Genomic DNA, 14,793 nt, shown 5'->3' with positions numbered 1-14,793 from the left:
CGGTGGCGCGCGAGGTGGTCGAGGCCTACGGCGACAAGATCATGGAGCACCCGGTGGGCACCGGGCCGTTCCGCCTCGCCGAGTGGCGGCGCAGTTCGAGGCTCGTGCTCGAGCGCAACCCCGGCTTCCGCGACGAACGCTACGACGAGCAGCCGCCGGCCGACGATCCGCGCTCGCAGGCGATCGCTGCGCAGTTCAAGGGCCGGCGCCTGCCGATGCTTGACCGTGTCGAGATCGTCATCATCGAGGAGGCGCAGCCGCGCTGGCTGTCCTTCCTGAATGGCCAGACCGACCTGATGGAGCGCTTGCCCAACGAGTTCGCGCCGGTGGTGGTCCCGAACAACCAGCTGGCGCCCAACCTGGCGAAGAAGGGCATCACGATGGACCGCGCGCCGCTGGTCGACATCGGCCTGGCGGCGCAGTTCAACCTGGACAACCCGGTGGTCGGCGGCTACACGCCGGAGAAGGTGGCGCTGCGCCGCGCCATCGCGCTGGCCTACGACGTCGAGCAGGAAATCCGCCTGGTGCGCAAGAGCCAGGCGATTCCTGCGCAGACGGCGATCGCGCCGCTGGCCTTCGGCTACGACCCGACGCTGAAGACGACGATGAGCGACCACGATCCGGCGCGCGCCCAGGCGCTGCTCGACCTGTACGGCTACGTCGACCGCGACGGCGACGGCTGGCGCGAGCAGCCCGACGGCTCGCCGCTGGTGCTGGAGTACGCCACCCAGCCCGACCAGGCCAGCCGCCAGCTCGCCGAGCTGTGGGAGAAGAACATGAAGGCGGTCGGCCTGAAGATGATCTTCAAGGTCGCCAAGTGGCCGGAAAATCTGAAGGCCTCGCGCGCCGGCAAGCTGATGATGTGGGGCGTGGCCTGGTCGGCCACCACGCCGGACGGCGACACCTTCCTCGCGCTCGCCTACGGCCCGAACAAGGGCGGCGCCAACCATGCGCGCTTCGACCTGCCCGCCTTCAACGCGTTGTACAAGAAGCAGCAGGAGATGCCCGACGGGCCGCAGCGGCAGCAGGTGATGGAGGCGGCCAGCAAGCTGATGGTCGCCTACGTGCCCTACAGGCTCGGCGGCCACCGCCTGGCCACCGACCTGATGCATCCCTGGGTGCTGGGCTTCCGCCGCAACCCCTTCGTGCGCGAGTTCTACAAGTACCTCGACGTCGACCCGGCCATCCACGCGCGGGAGACGCAATGAGGCGCTGGCGCGTGCTGGCCGCGGCGCTGGCGGCTCTCGGCCTCGCGCTGGCGGCGCGGGCCGAGGCGCCGGCCGCACCCAAGGTGCTGCGCTACTCCTTCCCGGCGGCCGAGACCGGCTTCGACCCGGCACGCATCAACGACCTGTACTCGCGCATCGTCACCGCGCACATCTTCGACGGGCTGTACCACTTCGATCCGCTGGCGCGGCCCTTCCTGGTGCGACCCAACGTCGCCGACGGCATGCCGCAGCACTCGGCCGACTACCGCACCTGGACCGTGCGCCTCAAGCCCGGCATCCACTTCGCCGACGACCCGGTGTTCAAGGGCGCGAAGCGCGAGCTGGTGGCGCAGGACATCGTCTACTCGTACAAGCGCTTCTTCGACCCGGAGACCAAGAGCCCGATCTACTCGGGCCTGGCCGAGCAGGGCATGCTCGGGCTGGACGAGCTGCGCGAGCAGGCGCAGAAGACGGGCCGGTTCGACTACGACCGCGAGGTCGAGGGCCTGCGCGCGCTGGATCGCTACACGGTGCAGTTCACGTTGAAGGAGCCGCGCCCGCGCTTCATCTACACGCTGGCCGCAGGCGACCTGTTCGGTGCGGTGGCCCGAGAGGTCATCGAGGCCTACGCGGGCAAGACCATGGAGCACCCGGTGGGCACCGGGCCGTTCCGCCTGGCGCAGTGGCGGCGCAGCTCGTTGATCGCGCTCGAGCGCAACCCGGACTTCCGCGAAGTGAGCTACGACGCGCAGCCGGCCGTCGACGATGCCGAGGGGCAGGCCATCCTTGCCCGGCTCAAGGGCCGGCGCCTGCCGATGATCGACCGCGTGGAGATCAGCATCATCGAGGTGCCGCAGCCGCGCTGGCTGGCCTTCCTCAACGAGCAGTTCGACCTGCTCGCCGTGCCGGCCGAGTTCGTCAACATGGCCGCGCCGAACGGCCAGCTCGCGCCCAACCTGGCCAAGCGCGGTGTCGGCTTGCACCGCGTGGTGAACGCCGACCGCACGCTGTTCTACTTCAACATGGAGGATCCGGTGGTCGGCGGCTACACGGCGGAGCGGGTGGCGCTGCGGCGCGCCGTCTCGCTGGGCACCGACACGGCGCGCGAGATCTCGGTGGTGCGCCGTGGCCAGGCGATTCCGGCCCAGTCGTTGGTCTCGCCGGGCTCGTGGGGCTATGACCCGGCCTACAAGAGCACGAACAGCGAATACGATCCGGCGCGCGCCAAGGCGCTGCTCGACCTCTACGGCTACCTGGACCGCGACGGCGATGGCTGGCGCGACCAGCCCGACGGCACGCCGTTCAAGCTCGTCTACGCGACCCAGCCCGACGAGGGCTCGCGGCCCTTCGACGAGTTGTGGAAGAAGAACATGGATGCCATCGGCATCCGCCTCGAACTGGAGAAGGGCCAATGGCCCGAGCAGCTGAAGAAGGCGCGCGCGGGCCAGCTGATGATCTGGCAACTCGGCTACTCGGCAGCCAACCCCGACGTGCAGGACGGCCTGGGCATCCTCTACGGGCCGGCCGCGGGCGGGCAGAACCTGCCGCGCTTCCGCCACCAGCGCTTCGACGAGATCTACCGCCAGATGGACAGGCTGCCCGACGGGCCGGAGCGCCTCGCGCTGTTGCGCGAGAGCCAGGCCATCGTCACCGCGCTGATGCCGATGAAGTACAACGTGCACCGCATCCTCACCGACCTCACCCAGCCCTGGGTGCTGGGCTTCCGCCGGCCTCTGTACGGCAGCCAGTTCTGGCAGTACATCGACATCGATACGGCGCGCCAGCCGCCGCGCCGCTGAACCGATGAAGCGCCGCGACTGGCTCGGCGCCTCGGCGGCGATGCTCGCCCTGCCGGTCGCCGGCGCCCGGCGCGACACAACGGCCGACACGCTGCGCGTGGCCTTCCGCGTCGCCGAGACGGGCTTCGACCCGATGGCCATCGGCGACGTGAACTCCAACAGCGTCGCGGCCTGCATCTTCGAGTCGCCGCTGACCTACGACTACCTCGCCCGGCCGGTGAAGCTGCGGCCGCTGACCGCGGTGGCTCTGCCCGAGGTGTCCGACGACTTCCGCAGCTTCACCTTCCGCATCCGGCCGGGCATCTTCTTCGCCGACGACCCGGCGTTCAAGGGCCGGCCGCGCGAGCTGGTGGCGCAGGACTACGTCTACACCGTCAAGCGCTACTACGACCCGCGCAACAACAGCGAGAACCTCTACCTGTTCGAGAACGCCGGGCTGCTCGGCCTGAGCGAACTGCGCGTGCGGGCGATCAAGGACAAGGCGCCGTTCGACTACGACCAAGAGGTCGAAGGCATCCGTGCGCTCGATCGCTACACCTTGCGCGTGCAGCTGTCGCGACCGGGGCCGCGGCTGGTCTGGCTGTTCGCTCAGGGCGGCACCACCGGAGCGCTGGCGCGAGAGGTGGTCGAGGCCTACGGTGCCGACATCGCCGCCCACCCGGTCGGCACCGGGCCGTACCGACTGAAGTCGTGGCGTCGGGCCTCGCGCATCGAGCTGGTGCGCAACCCGGGCTATCGCGAGCGCTTCTTCGAGGGCGAGCCGGGCGAAGGCGATGCGCAGGCACAGCGCATCGGCGCCGAACTGGCCGGGCGCCGTCTGCCGCTGACCGAGCGCATCGAGATCAGCGTGATCGAGGAGTCTCAGCCGCGCTGGCTGGCATTCCTCGACGGCTCGCTCGACCAGGTGGAAGTGCCGGTGGACTTCGCCTCGGCCGCGCTGCCCGGCGGCGCGATCGCGCCGTACCTGGCCAAGCGGCATGTGCGCCTGCAACGCTCGCTGCAGCCGGACATGGTGATGACCTACTTCAACATGCTCAACCCGGTGGTCGGCGGCTACACGCCGGAGAAGGTCGCGCTGCGCCGAGCCGTCGCGCTGGCCCTCGACAGCGGGGAAGAACTGCGCCTCGTGCGCCAGGGCCAGGGCGTGCCGGCGCAGTCGGTGCTGGTGCCCTTCACCTCCGGCTACGACGCCGGCTACCGCAGCGAGATGAGCCTGCACGACCCGGCCCGTGCCCGGGCGCTGCTCGAGCTGTACGGTTATGCCGACCGCGACGGCGATGGCTGGCGCGAGCGGCCCGACGGCTCGCCGCTGGCGCTGCGCCTGGCCACCACCAGCTCGCAGCTGTCGCGCCAGCTCAACGAGCTGTGGCGCAAGAACCTGGCCAAGGTCGGCGTGCGCATCGAGTTCGACATCGCCACCTGGGGCGACCTGCTCAAGCGCAGCCGCAACGCGACGTTGATGATGTGGGGCTACAGCTGGGTGGCGCAGTCGCCCGACGGCGGCTTCTTCCTCGGCATCGCGTACGGCCCCAACGCCAACGAGTCGAACGACTCGCGCTTCGCGCTGCCCGCCTTCGACCGCCTGTTCGAGCGCCAGAGCGTGCTGCCCGACGGGCCCGAGCGCGACGCGCTGATGCGCGAAGGCAAGAACCTGCTCGTCGCCCACATGCCCTACAAGGTGCATGTGCATACCATCGTCAACGACTTGCTGCAGCCGCGCGTGCGCGGCTTCTGGCGCCACCCTTTCGCCCGCGACACCTGGGTCTACACCGGGGTCGACATGGAGACACCGACATGAGCCTGCCCGAACCGCAGATCCTGCGCTACACACGCTGGCTGGCCGCGCACCGCGGCCTGCACTTCGACCCGAGCACGGTGGAGGGCTACGACACGATGTGGCGCTGGTCGGTGAGCGACCTGCGCGCCTTCTGGGGCACGCTGTGGGACTACTTCGGCGTGCAGTCGCCGACGCCTCGCGAGACCGTGCTCGTCGACGAAGTCATGCCGGGCGCGCGCTGGTTCCCCGGCGCGCAGCTGAACTACGCGCAGCAGGTGTTGCGCCATGCCGACGCCGCGCAGGCGGCCGGCCACCCGGCCATCGTGTTCCAGAACGAGCGCATGCGCGAGCGCGGCGAGATGCAGCAGCTCGGCTGGGACGAGCTGCGCGCGCAGGTGGCCTCGCTCGCCGCCGCGCTGCGCGGCATGGGCGTGCAGCGCGGCGACCGCGTCTGCGCCTTCCTGCCCAACACGCCGCACACCATCGTGGCCTTCCTCGCCTGCGCGAGTCTGGGGGCGATCTGGTCGGTGTGTTCGCCGGACATGGGGCCGCTGGCGGTGCTCGACCGCTTCCGCCAGATCGAGCCGACGGTGCTGATCGGCGTGGATGGCTACGTCTACGGTGGCGTCGAGCACGATCGCATGCCGGTGCTGCGCCAGCTGCTCGACGAGCTGCCCAGCGTGAAGCACGTCGTGCTGCTGCGCTACCGCGACGAAGGCGCCGACGCGGCCAGCCTCGCCGTGCCCGGCCGCATGCTGCACGACTTCGCCGCGCTGACCGCGAACTCCGCGACGCTGCAGCCCGAGTGGCTGCCGTTCGACCATCCGCTGTGGGTGGTCTACTCGAGCGGCACCACCGGCCTGCCCAAGCCCATCGTGCATGGCCATGGCGGCATCGTGCTCGAGGCGCTGAAGATGGGCGCGCTGCACAACAACGTCGGCGCGAGCGTCGAGACCGGCGACCGCTACCACTGGTACAGCTCGACCGGCTGGATCATGTGGAACACCCAGCCCGGCGCGTTGCTCGGCGGCACGACGGTGTGCATCTACGACGGCAACCCGGGCGGGCGCATCGCCGCGCCGGACCTCACCACCATCTGGCGCTTCGCGGCGGATGCGGGCGCGACCTTCTTCGGTGCCGGCGCGGCCTTTTACGCCAACTGCCTGAAGGCCGGCATCGAGCCGGCCAAGGCGGCCGACCTGACGAAGCTGCGCGCCATCGGCTCGACCGGTTCGCCGCTGGCGGTCGACGGCTACCACTGGATCTGGCAGCACATGCCGAAGGTCGACGGCCGCGACATCTGGCTGACGCCGATCGCCGGCGGCACCGACTTCGCCGGCGCCTTCGTCGGCGGGCTGCCGACGCTGCCGGTGGTCGCCGGCGAGATGCAGTGCCGCTGCCTGGGCGCGGCGGTGGAAGCCTGGAGCGAGCCCGATGCGGACGGCCGCGGGCGCGCGCTGGTCGACGAGGTCGGCGAGCTGGTGTGCACGAAGCCGATGCCGTCGATGCCGCTGCGCTTCTGGAACGACGAAGGGGGAAGGCGCTACCGGGACAGCTACTTCGACATGTACCCAGGGGTCTGGCGCCACGGCGACTGGATCCGCATCACGCCGCGCGGCGGCGCCGTCATCTACGGCCGCAGCGACGCCACCATCAACCGCCACGGCATCCGCATGGGCACGGCCGAGCTGTACCGCGCGGTGGAGGCACAGCCCGAGGTGCTGGACAGCCTGGTCGTCGACCTCGAGTACCTGGGCCGCGAGAGCTACATGCCGCTGTTCGTGGTGCTGCGCGAGGGGCTCACGCTCGACGCGTCACTGACGAAGCGCCTTCGCGAGGCGATCAAGACGGCGCTGTCGGCGCGCCACGTGCCCAACGAGATCTTCCAGGTCGAGGCGATCCCGCGCACCCTGTCGGGCAAGAAGATGGAGCTGCCGGTGAAGAAGCTGCTGATGGGCACGCCGCCCGAGCAGGTCTTCAAGCTCGACGCGATGGCCAACGCCGCCTGCGTGCCGTGGTTCGTGCAGTTCGCGGCGAAGCGGGCGAAGGCTCAGCCGGCCTGAGCGGCCCACTGCACGATCTGGCCGGCCTGCAGCGCGCCCGACATGCGCTGCACCTCGCGCCCGCCCTGCAGCTTGACCATCGTCGGGATGCTGCGGATGGCGAAGCGTCCGGCCACCTGCGGATTGGCGTCGGTGTCGACCTTGGCGAGCACGGCACGGCCCTTGAGCTGACGCGCCGCCTGTTCGAACTGTGGCGCCATCATGCGGCAGGGCCCGCACCAGTCGGCCCAGAAGTCCACGACGACGGGCAGTTCGGTGCGCGAGGTCACCGCGTCGAAGTTGTCATCCGTCAATTCGAGCGGGCGGCCTTCGAGCAGCGCCTGGCCGCAGCGCCCGCAGACCGGGTCCTGCGCCAGACGTTCGTCCGGCACGCGATTGGTGGTTTGGCAGTGGCTGCAGACGATGTGCATGGTGCGGCGCTCGCAGGAAGTGTGGATTCCTGTGGACTTGGCGGCGCCGCCGGCGATTTCAAGCAGGGCACCATCGAGGGTATGCCATGGCCGCTCGCATGAACCTCGATCCCCGCTTCTTCCACAGCTCCGTGCTCGACAGCCGTCCGCAGGACCTGGCCGAGCTGCCGACCCACCCGATCCCGCTCGACGAGCCCGCCCGCCCCGGCCCGACGGCGCTGCGGCCGGCCAGCATGGGGGCGTTGCGTGACGCACTGCGCGCCGTGCCGCCGGCGCTGGACACCGCCCCGCATCTGGGCGAGGCGCTGCTGCACGCCGGGCTGGTCGATCGCGCCACGCTGGAACGGGCGCTCGCCCTGCAAGCCCGCCCGGGCCCGCACCGCACGCTCGGGCGCATCCTGGTGGACATCGGCGCGCTGTCGGAGCTGCGCCTGCGCATGGCGCTGGCCGAGTGGCAGGGCGTGCGGGTCGTCGATCCGCATGCGCTGACGCCCGAGCCGCAGGCGCTCGCCCTGGTGCCGCGCGCACTGGCCGAGCGCGACGGCGTGCTGCCGCTGTTGCTGGACGGCGATGCGCTGGTGGTGCTGGTCGCCGACCCCTGGGACCACGCGCTGCTCGATGGTCTTCGCTTCGCCACCCAGCGGCGCATCCGCCCGCTGATGGCCCTGCCCGGCAGCCTGATGCCGGCAGTGCACCGTGCGTACGCGGCCGTGCAGGCCGGCCAGGCCGGCGGCGCCGTGTCGCGCGACAGCGTGCAGGAGCTGGCCGCCCAGCTGCGCGGCGCGCCCGATCTGGCCGTGCCGGCCGATGCCGAGGTGGTGTCGGAGTCGGACAACACGCTGGTGCGCCTGATCAACTCGCTGATCGACGAGGCGGTGCACCGCAGCGCCTCCGACATCCACATCGAGACCGCCGACGCGCCCCGCCAGGTGCGCATCCGCATGCGCGTCGACGGCGAGCTGGTGCCGGTGCTCGAACTGCCGGCGCGGCTGCGCTTCGCGATCGTGGCGCGCATCAAGATCATGGCCGACCTCGACATCTCGGAGCACCGCAAGCCGCAGGACGGCAAGATCGACTTCGCGCGCTTCGGCGGGCCCCACGTCGAGTTGCGCGTGGTCACCGTGCCGACCACGCGCGGGCTGGAGGACGTGGTGCTGCGCCTGCTCGGTGGCCGCAGGCCGATGCCGCTGGAGCAGATCGGCCTGGCCGACGGCAACCTGCGCGCGCTGCGCTCGGTGGTGTCCAAGCCCTACGGCCTGATCCTCATCTGCGGCCCGACCGGTTGCGGCAAGACGACGACGCTGCACTCGGTGCTGCGCGACATCAACACCGACGGCCGCAAGATCTGGACCGCCGAGGACCCGGTGGAGATCACCCAGGACGGCCTGCGCCAGGTGCAGATGAACCCGCGCATCGGCTGGACCTTCGCCGCCGCGATGCGCACCTTCCTGCGCGCCGACCCCGACGTGATCATGATCGGCGAGATGCGCGACGAGGAGACCGCACGCATCGCCGTCGAGGCTTCGTTGACCGGGCACCTGGTGCTGTCGACGCTGCACACCAACTCGGCACCGGAAAGCATCGCGCGGCTGCTCGAGATCGGCATCGATCCGTACAACTTCTCCGACTCGCTGCTCGCCATCCTCGCCCAGCGCCTGGTGCGCACCCTGTGCACGCATTGCCGCGAGAGCGAGCTCGCCGGCGAGGACGAGCTCGACGCGCTGGCCGCCCAGTACCTCGCTTCCAGCACGTCGGTGCGTGACGCCGCAGGGCACGCGGCGCTGCGCGAGCGCTGGCGCGCGGCGCATGGCGATGCGCGCGGCCGCATCCGGCTGCAGCGCCGCCGCGGCTGCGACCACTGCGGCGGCACGGGCTACCACGGCCGCATGGGCATCCACGAACTGATGCTCGCCGACGACACCGTGCGCCGCCACATTCGCCACCGCGACGACGCCGGCGCGCTGCAGGCTGCGGCGCTGGCCGCCGGCATGAAGACGCTGCGCCAGGACGGCCTGGACAAGGTGCTGGCGGGCTGGACCGACCTGGCGGAAGTGCTGGCGGCGACGAACGCCTGAACACCGTGGGCATGGCCAGCCGGCTGCCCCGGCGACGGGCCGCCGCCGCGTCAGAGCGGCAGCTCGGTGAAGTAGCGTCCGCCGTGGAAGAGCAGCGGCTGGCCACCGGGGCGGTGCTCGCAGCGCTCCACCTCGCCGACGAAAATGACGTGGTCGCCTTCCTCGTAGCGGCTGCGGTTGAAGCATTCGAACACGGCCACGGCGCCCTCGATCACCGGTGCGCCGGCCGTGCCTTCGTGCCAGTGCACGCCGGCGAAGCGGTCCGCCGCCTTGGAGGCGAAGCGTTCGGCCAGCGCACGCTGGTCGGCGGCGAGGATGTTGATCGCGTAGTGCGAGCCGGCGCGGAAGGCCGGCATCGTGCCGGCGCGGCGCGACAGGCTCCACAGCACCAGCGGCGGGGCGAGCGACACCGAGTTGAACGAATTGGCGGTCAGCCCGACCGGCGCGCCGTCGGCACCGCGCGCCGTGACAATCGTCACGCCAGTGGCGAACATGCCCAGCGCCGCACGGAACTCGAGGGACGAGAAGGAAGGCGAGCGCGCCTGGGCAGGCGCGTGCGGAGGCGGGGTCATGCGCGGCATTCTCGCGCAGCGGCCCGGCCTTGCCCCTGGGCGGGGGAATAATCGGACACCTGCCGCCGTATGCCCCTCGTGGACGCACCGACCGCCTTCCGCCAGCAGCTGCTGGGCGCCATCCCGCGCCTGCGGCGCTACGCGCGCTCGCTGGTATTCGACACCAGCGCAGCCGACGACCTGGTGCAGACCACGCTGGAGCGCGCGCTCGCGCACTGGCACCAGTTCGACCAGCGGCGCGACATCATCGTCTGGACCCTGTCGATTGCCCACAACGCCTTCATGGACGAACGCCGCCGCGAGAAGCGCATGACGGTGGTCGACCACGGTGAGGGCCCCGACCCGCTCGATGCGCTGCCCGCTGTCGGCCACGACGTCGGCCTGCGCATGGACCTGCTCGCCGCGCTGGCTCGGCTGCCGGCGGAGCAGCGCCAGCCGCTGCTGCTGGTCACCCTCGAACAACTCTCCTACGCGGAATGTGCGGAGGTGCTGCGCATCCCGGTGGGCACGGTGATGTCGCGCATCTCGCGCGGGCGCGCTGCGCTGCGCGAGCTGCTCGACGGCCGCGGCCCCGCTGCGGGGCGCAGCCTGCGCCGCGTGGTCTGAACCGCAGGAACACGCCTGTCATGAACCCCTCGATGTCCGACACCCTGCTCAGCGCCTGGCTCGACGACGAGCTCGACGGGGACGAGCGCGCCCGCGTCGAAACCTGGCTGCGCGAGCATCCCGAAGACGCGGCGCGTGTGCGCCTGTGGGCCGCCGACCGCGACGCGCTGCGCGCGCGAGTGGACGGCGTGCTGGCCGAGCCGGTGCCGCAGCGGCTGCAACAGGTGGTGTGGAATCGCAGCCCGGCACGCGCCGACGGGCCCTTCGCAGGCTGGCAGCGCTGGGCGGCGGCGGTGGCGGTGTTCACGCTCGGCGGCGCGGTCGGCGCGGCGCTGGTGTGGCGCGTCGAGCGTCCGGTGGCCACGCTGGCGGCGGTCCCCGCGAACGGCCAGGCCTGGGTGCAGCGTGCCGCCGTGGCGCACAGCGTCTACGTGCCCGAGGTGCGCCATCCCGTCGAAGTGAAGGCGCAGGAGGAGCACCTGGCGAACTGGCTGACGCGCCGGCTGGAGATGCCGGTGAAGCTGTTCGACCTGCGCGCCCAGGGCTTCGAACTGGTCGGCGGCCGGCTGCTGCCCGACGCCAAGGGGCCGAGCGCGCAGCTCATGTACCAGGCCATCGGCGAGGTGCCTCCCGGCGCGCAGCCGCTGCGCGTGACGATCTACCTGCGCAAGCCGGAGGACGGCACGCCGGCGTCGTTCCGCTACGAGCAGCAAGGCCGCACCGGCCTGTTCTACTGGGTCGAGGGCGCGGGCCCCGGCCGCCCTTCCTGCGGCTACGCGATCGTCGGCGAGTTGCCGCGCGAGCGGCTGCTCGCGCTGGCCCAGGCGATCGAGCGGCAAGGGACGCAGTCGCCGGGTTCCTAGCGCGAGCGCGCCGGCATCTCGGGTAGGGTACGCTGCCGGGCCCGCACGAAGTGCGGCAAGCCCCCGGGAGCGATGGCGTGAGGCGGAACATGCCTTCGCCGGGAACCGTCTCGCGGGGCAGGATTTCCGTCCACGTCACCTGCAGAGAAATCGGCGCCAACGTCTTGCACTCCACCCCTTCCAACCACTCCAGTCTGTCGCAGCGCCTGGCGGCGTGGCACAGGCTCGCCGCGGTCACGCTGCTGGGCTTCGCCTCCGGGCTGCCGCTGGCCCTGACCGGCCAGGCCATGCAGGCCTGGCTCAGCATGGAGGGCCTGGACGTCGCCACCATCGGCTTCCTCGGCCTGGTCGGCCTGCCCTACACCTTCAAGTTCCTCTGGGCGCCGCTGATGGACCGCTTCGAGCTGCCCTGGCTCGGTCGGCGGCGCGGCTGGCTGGTGCTGACGCAGCTCGGGCTGGCCGGCGCGCTGATGGCCATGGCCGCCACCGCACCCGGCGACGCAACGCGCGCCTTCGCGCTGCTGGCCGTGGCGGTGGCCTTCGTGTCGGCGTCGCAGGACGTGGTCATCGACGCCTATCGCACCGACCTGCTGCCAGCTGCCGAGCGCGGCCTCGGTTCGTCGCTGAACGTGCTTGGCTATCGCCTCGCGATGATCGTCTCCGGTGGCCTGGCGCTGATCTGGACCGACCCGGCACAAGGCGGCGGCTGGAGCTGGCCGGAGGTCTACCGCTTCATGGCCGGCCTGATGGTCGGCGCGGCGCTGCTGTCGGCGCTGCTGCTGCCGCGCCTGGCGATGGCGGCCGTGCCCAGGAGCGTGGCGCGCCACGACCTGATCGGCTTCGCGGCAGTCGTCGCCGCGGTCGTGGCGGGCGCCGTCGCCACCGACCGGCTGGTCGGACCGCTGCTGCGCACCCTGCTCGACGCGCCGGCCGGTTCGCTCGCCGCCAAGTGGGTCGACCTGCTCGTGCTTCTGGCCGGCATCGCACTCACGCTGCCGCTGGCCGCCTGGGCGGCGCGGCGCGCGCGATTCGAGACGCTGCTGTCGGGGCTGGCCAGCTACTTCGCGCAGCCCGGCGCGGCGGCCTTCCTGCTCTTCATCGTGCTGTACAAGCTCGGCGACGCCTTCGCCGGCTCGCTGATGACGCCTTTCCTTCTCAAGAGCATGGCCTTCGCGCCGGCCGAGGTGGGCGTGGTCAACAAGGTGATCGGCCTGTGGCTGACCATCGGCGGCGCGCTGCTCGGCGGCGCGCTGATGCTCCAGCTCGGCCTGTGGCGCTCGCTGCTGTTGTTCGGCGTGCTGCAGATGGCCAGCAACCTCGGCTTCTGGTGGCTGGCGGTGAGCGGCAAGGGCCTGATGCCGGGGCTCGTCATCCCGGCCTTCGACTGGGGCTTCGTGCAGCTCGCCGCCGCCACGCCGGTGGACGGCGGCCTGCTGATGGTGATCGCCTTCGAGAACCTCTCCGGGGGCATGGGCACGGCGGCCTTCGTCGCCTTCCTCATGAGCCTGTGCAACCAGCGCTTCACCGCCACGCAGTTCGCGCTGCTCTCGGCATTCGCGTCGGTCGGCCGCGTGTGGGTGGGGCCGCTGGCAGGCGTGCTGACGGAGACGATCGGCTGGCCGAGCTTCTTCGTCGTGTCGACTGTGGCGGCGCTGCCGGCGTTGTGGATGCTCTGGTGGCTGCGCGCTGCGGTGCGCGCCCTCGAAGCCGACCCGATAACCGCACGCGGCGCCGACGATTGAGCGCTGCCGTAAATTCGCCCCCATGAACGAGCGCTTCTCCACCGACGCCGAGGTTCCCCTGCCCGCGATGGTCCATGTGCGCGGCTGCCGCTGTGCGCTGCACTCGCGCCGGTTGTTCACCGGTGGCCTGCTCGCGGCGGCCGCGCTGCCGGCGTTCTCGCGCGAGGGCGTGGATGTCGGGCCGCGCTCGAGCTTCTCCAAGCTGGTCTCGGCCGAGCAGGTGGAGCAGGCGGCGGCGGCGCAGTACCAGCAGATGCGCCAGTCGGCCGCGTCGCAGAAGGCGCTGGCACCGGACAACCACCCGCAGCTGGTGCGCCTGCGCAGCATCGCCCAGCGCATCATCCCGCACACCCACGAGTGGAACCCGCGCGCACGGCAGTGGGACTGGGAGGTCAGCCTGATCGGCAGCAAGGAGCTCAATGCCTTCTGCATGCCGGGCGGCAAGATCGCCTTCTACTTCGGCATCCTGCAGAACCTGCAGCTCGACGACGACGAAGTCGCCATGATCATGGGCCACGAGGCGGCGCATGCGCTGCGCGAGCACGCGCGCGAGCGCATGGGCAAGACGGCGGCGACGAAGATCGGCGTCAGCGCGCTGTCGGCCATGCTCGGCCTGGGCAGCACCGGCGACACGCTGCTGAGCATGGGTGGCCAGCTGCTCACGCTGAGGTTCAGCCGCGAGGACGAGTCCGAGGCCGACCTGATCGGCATCGAGCTCGCCGCGCGCGCCGGCTACGACCCACACGCCGGCGTGACGCTCTGGCAGAAGATGGCCGAGGCCTCGAAGGGCGCGCCGCCGCAGTTTATGAGCACGCACCCCTCCGGCCCCACGCGCATCCGCGACATCCAGGTCAACCTGCCCAAGGTGCAGCCCTTGTACGAGCGCGCGCCGCGGCCGACGCAGCGCTTCGCGCCGCCGAAGAAGAGCTGAACGGCGACCGCCCCGGCCGCGCCCGCAGGCGCGGGCTCACCAGCGCCGCGGCAGGCTCCGCGCCAGCCGCCAGCCGCTGCCCTCGGCGGCCAGGTAGCGGCCACGCTCCAGGTCCTTCAGCAGGCGGCTGACCATCTCGCGCGAGCAGCCGACGCGGGCGGCGATCTCGGCATGGGTGAGCCGACCGGCGATCAGCGCGCTGCCGTCGGGCTGCGGCGCTGCCAGGGACTCGAGCAGCCGCGCCACGCGCGTGTAGGCGTCGAGCAGCGCGAGGTCGCGCGCGCTCTGCGTGGCCAGCCGAGCGCGGCCGATGACGCGCGCGATCAGCTCGAACGCGAACGGCGGGTGCGCTGCGATGTGCTCGTGCAGGGTGTGCCGGGTGATCACGGCGCACACGGCGGGCTCCAGCGCCGCCACCGAGGCCGAGCGCGGACCGCCGTCCAGGCTCATCTCGCCGATGTACTCGCCGGGGCCGTAGATGCCGTAGACGATCTCGCGGCCGCGCTCGTCGGCCGAATAGGCGCGCAGCCGCCCGGCGAGGATGACGAACAGCGTGTCGCCGTGCGTGCCCTCCTCGATCAGGTGCTGGTCCTTGCGGAAGCGCTTGATCTCGCCGCGCTGCGCGAGCAGGCGCAGCGATGGCGGCAGTGCGGCGAGCAATGCGGCGTCGGCCGCATCGGGCGGGTGAGACATCGGGCGGGCGGCCGGCCCGCCAAGGGCCCTGGTCGCCGTCGCGATGCTAGCGGT

12 protein-coding genes are annotated in these 14,793 nt (G+C 71.4%); 9 read left to right on the top strand and 3 right to left on the bottom strand.

Annotation, left to right across the window (positions count from 1 at the left end):
* The 4 genes from Q0599_RS05930 to Q0599_RS05915 form a co-directional block, all read left to right on the top strand.
* Positions 1–1,208 (top strand): ABC transporter substrate-binding protein (locus Q0599_RS05930; protein WP_298827028.1); only part of this gene is annotated, 1,208 nt, incomplete at its 5' end.
* Positions 1,205–3,007 carry an ABC transporter substrate-binding protein gene (locus Q0599_RS05925; protein WP_298827026.1) on the top strand — a complete coding sequence of 601 codons (1,803 nt, stop codon included), beginning with the start codon at positions 1,205–1,207 and terminating at the stop codon, positions 3,005–3,007. The genes Q0599_RS05930 and Q0599_RS05925, both read left to right, overlap by 4 nt.
* Before the next feature lie 4 nt (positions 3,008–3,011).
* Positions 3,012–4,805: an ABC transporter substrate-binding protein gene (locus Q0599_RS05920; RefSeq protein WP_298827025.1), complete on the top strand. Its 1,794-nt coding sequence runs from the start codon at positions 3,012–3,014 to the stop codon at positions 4,803–4,805.
* Positions 4,802–6,847: an acetoacetate--CoA ligase gene (locus Q0599_RS05915; RefSeq protein WP_298827024.1), complete on the top strand. Its 2,046-nt coding sequence runs from the start codon at positions 4,802–4,804 to the stop codon at positions 6,845–6,847. Before Q0599_RS05920 ends, Q0599_RS05915 begins: the two co-directional genes overlap by 4 nt.
* Here Q0599_RS05915 and trxC read toward each other — a convergent pair.
* Positions 6,835–7,257, bottom strand: a complete 423-nt coding sequence (gene trxC, locus Q0599_RS05910) for a thioredoxin TrxC (RefSeq protein WP_298827022.1) — start codon at positions 7,255–7,257, stop codon at positions 6,835–6,837. The two genes, Q0599_RS05915 and trxC, sit on opposite strands and share 13 nt — an antisense overlap.
* An 86-nt stretch (positions 7,258–7,343) precedes the next feature.
* Here trxC and Q0599_RS05905 point away from each other — a divergent pair, with 86 nt between their 5' ends.
* The gene (locus tag Q0599_RS05905) at positions 7,344–9,332 is read left to right on the top strand and encodes a type II/IV secretion system protein (RefSeq protein WP_298827020.1); all 1,989 of its coding nucleotides are present in this window, start codon (positions 7,344–7,346) and stop codon (positions 9,330–9,332) included.
* Between the two features lie 50 nt (positions 9,333–9,382).
* Here Q0599_RS05905 and Q0599_RS05900 read toward each other — a convergent pair whose 3' ends face one another.
* Positions 9,383–9,904: a flavin reductase family protein gene (locus Q0599_RS05900; protein ID WP_298827018.1), complete on the bottom strand. Its 522-nt coding sequence runs from the start codon at positions 9,902–9,904 to the stop codon at positions 9,383–9,385.
* A gap of 78 nt (positions 9,905–9,982) precedes the next feature.
* Between Q0599_RS05900 and Q0599_RS05895 the strand changes: the two genes are divergently transcribed.
* The 4 genes from Q0599_RS05895 (at position 9,983) to Q0599_RS05880 (ending at position 14,046) form a co-directional block, all read left to right on the top strand.
* Positions 9,983–10,510: a sigma-70 family RNA polymerase sigma factor gene (locus tag Q0599_RS05895; RefSeq protein ID WP_298827016.1), complete on the top strand. Its 528-nt coding sequence runs from the start codon at positions 9,983–9,985 to the stop codon at positions 10,508–10,510.
* 20 nt (positions 10,511–10,530) lie between these two features.
* The gene (locus Q0599_RS05890) at positions 10,531–11,373 is read left to right on the top strand and encodes an anti-sigma factor (RefSeq protein WP_298827015.1); all 843 of its coding nucleotides are present in this window, start codon (positions 10,531–10,533) and stop codon (positions 11,371–11,373) included.
* Between the two features lie 164 nt (positions 11,374–11,537).
* Positions 11,538–13,115 carry an MFS transporter gene (locus Q0599_RS05885; protein WP_298827014.1) on the top strand — a complete coding sequence of 526 codons (1,578 nt, stop codon included), beginning with the start codon at positions 11,538–11,540 and terminating at the stop codon, positions 13,113–13,115.
* Between the two features lie 22 nt (positions 13,116–13,137).
* Positions 13,138–14,046, top strand: a complete 909-nt coding sequence (locus Q0599_RS05880; RefSeq protein WP_298827004.1) for a M48 family metallopeptidase — start codon at positions 13,138–13,140, stop codon at positions 14,044–14,046.
* Between the two features lie 36 nt (positions 14,047–14,082).
* Here Q0599_RS05880 and Q0599_RS05875 read toward each other — a convergent pair whose 3' ends face one another.
* On the bottom strand, positions 14,083–14,739 hold the full coding sequence (locus tag Q0599_RS05875; protein WP_298827000.1) for a Crp/Fnr family transcriptional regulator: 657 nt from the start codon (positions 14,737–14,739) through the stop codon (positions 14,083–14,085).
* Positions 14,740–14,793: the final 54 nt, after the last annotated feature.

This window comes from uncultured Piscinibacter sp., from assembly GCF_937952055.1.
GTDB lineage: Bacteria > Pseudomonadota > Gammaproteobacteria > Burkholderiales > Burkholderiaceae_C > Piscinibacter.
The sequence above is the reverse complement of the archived record's forward strand: the minus strand, read 5'-3'. Positions and strand labels throughout refer to the sequence as shown.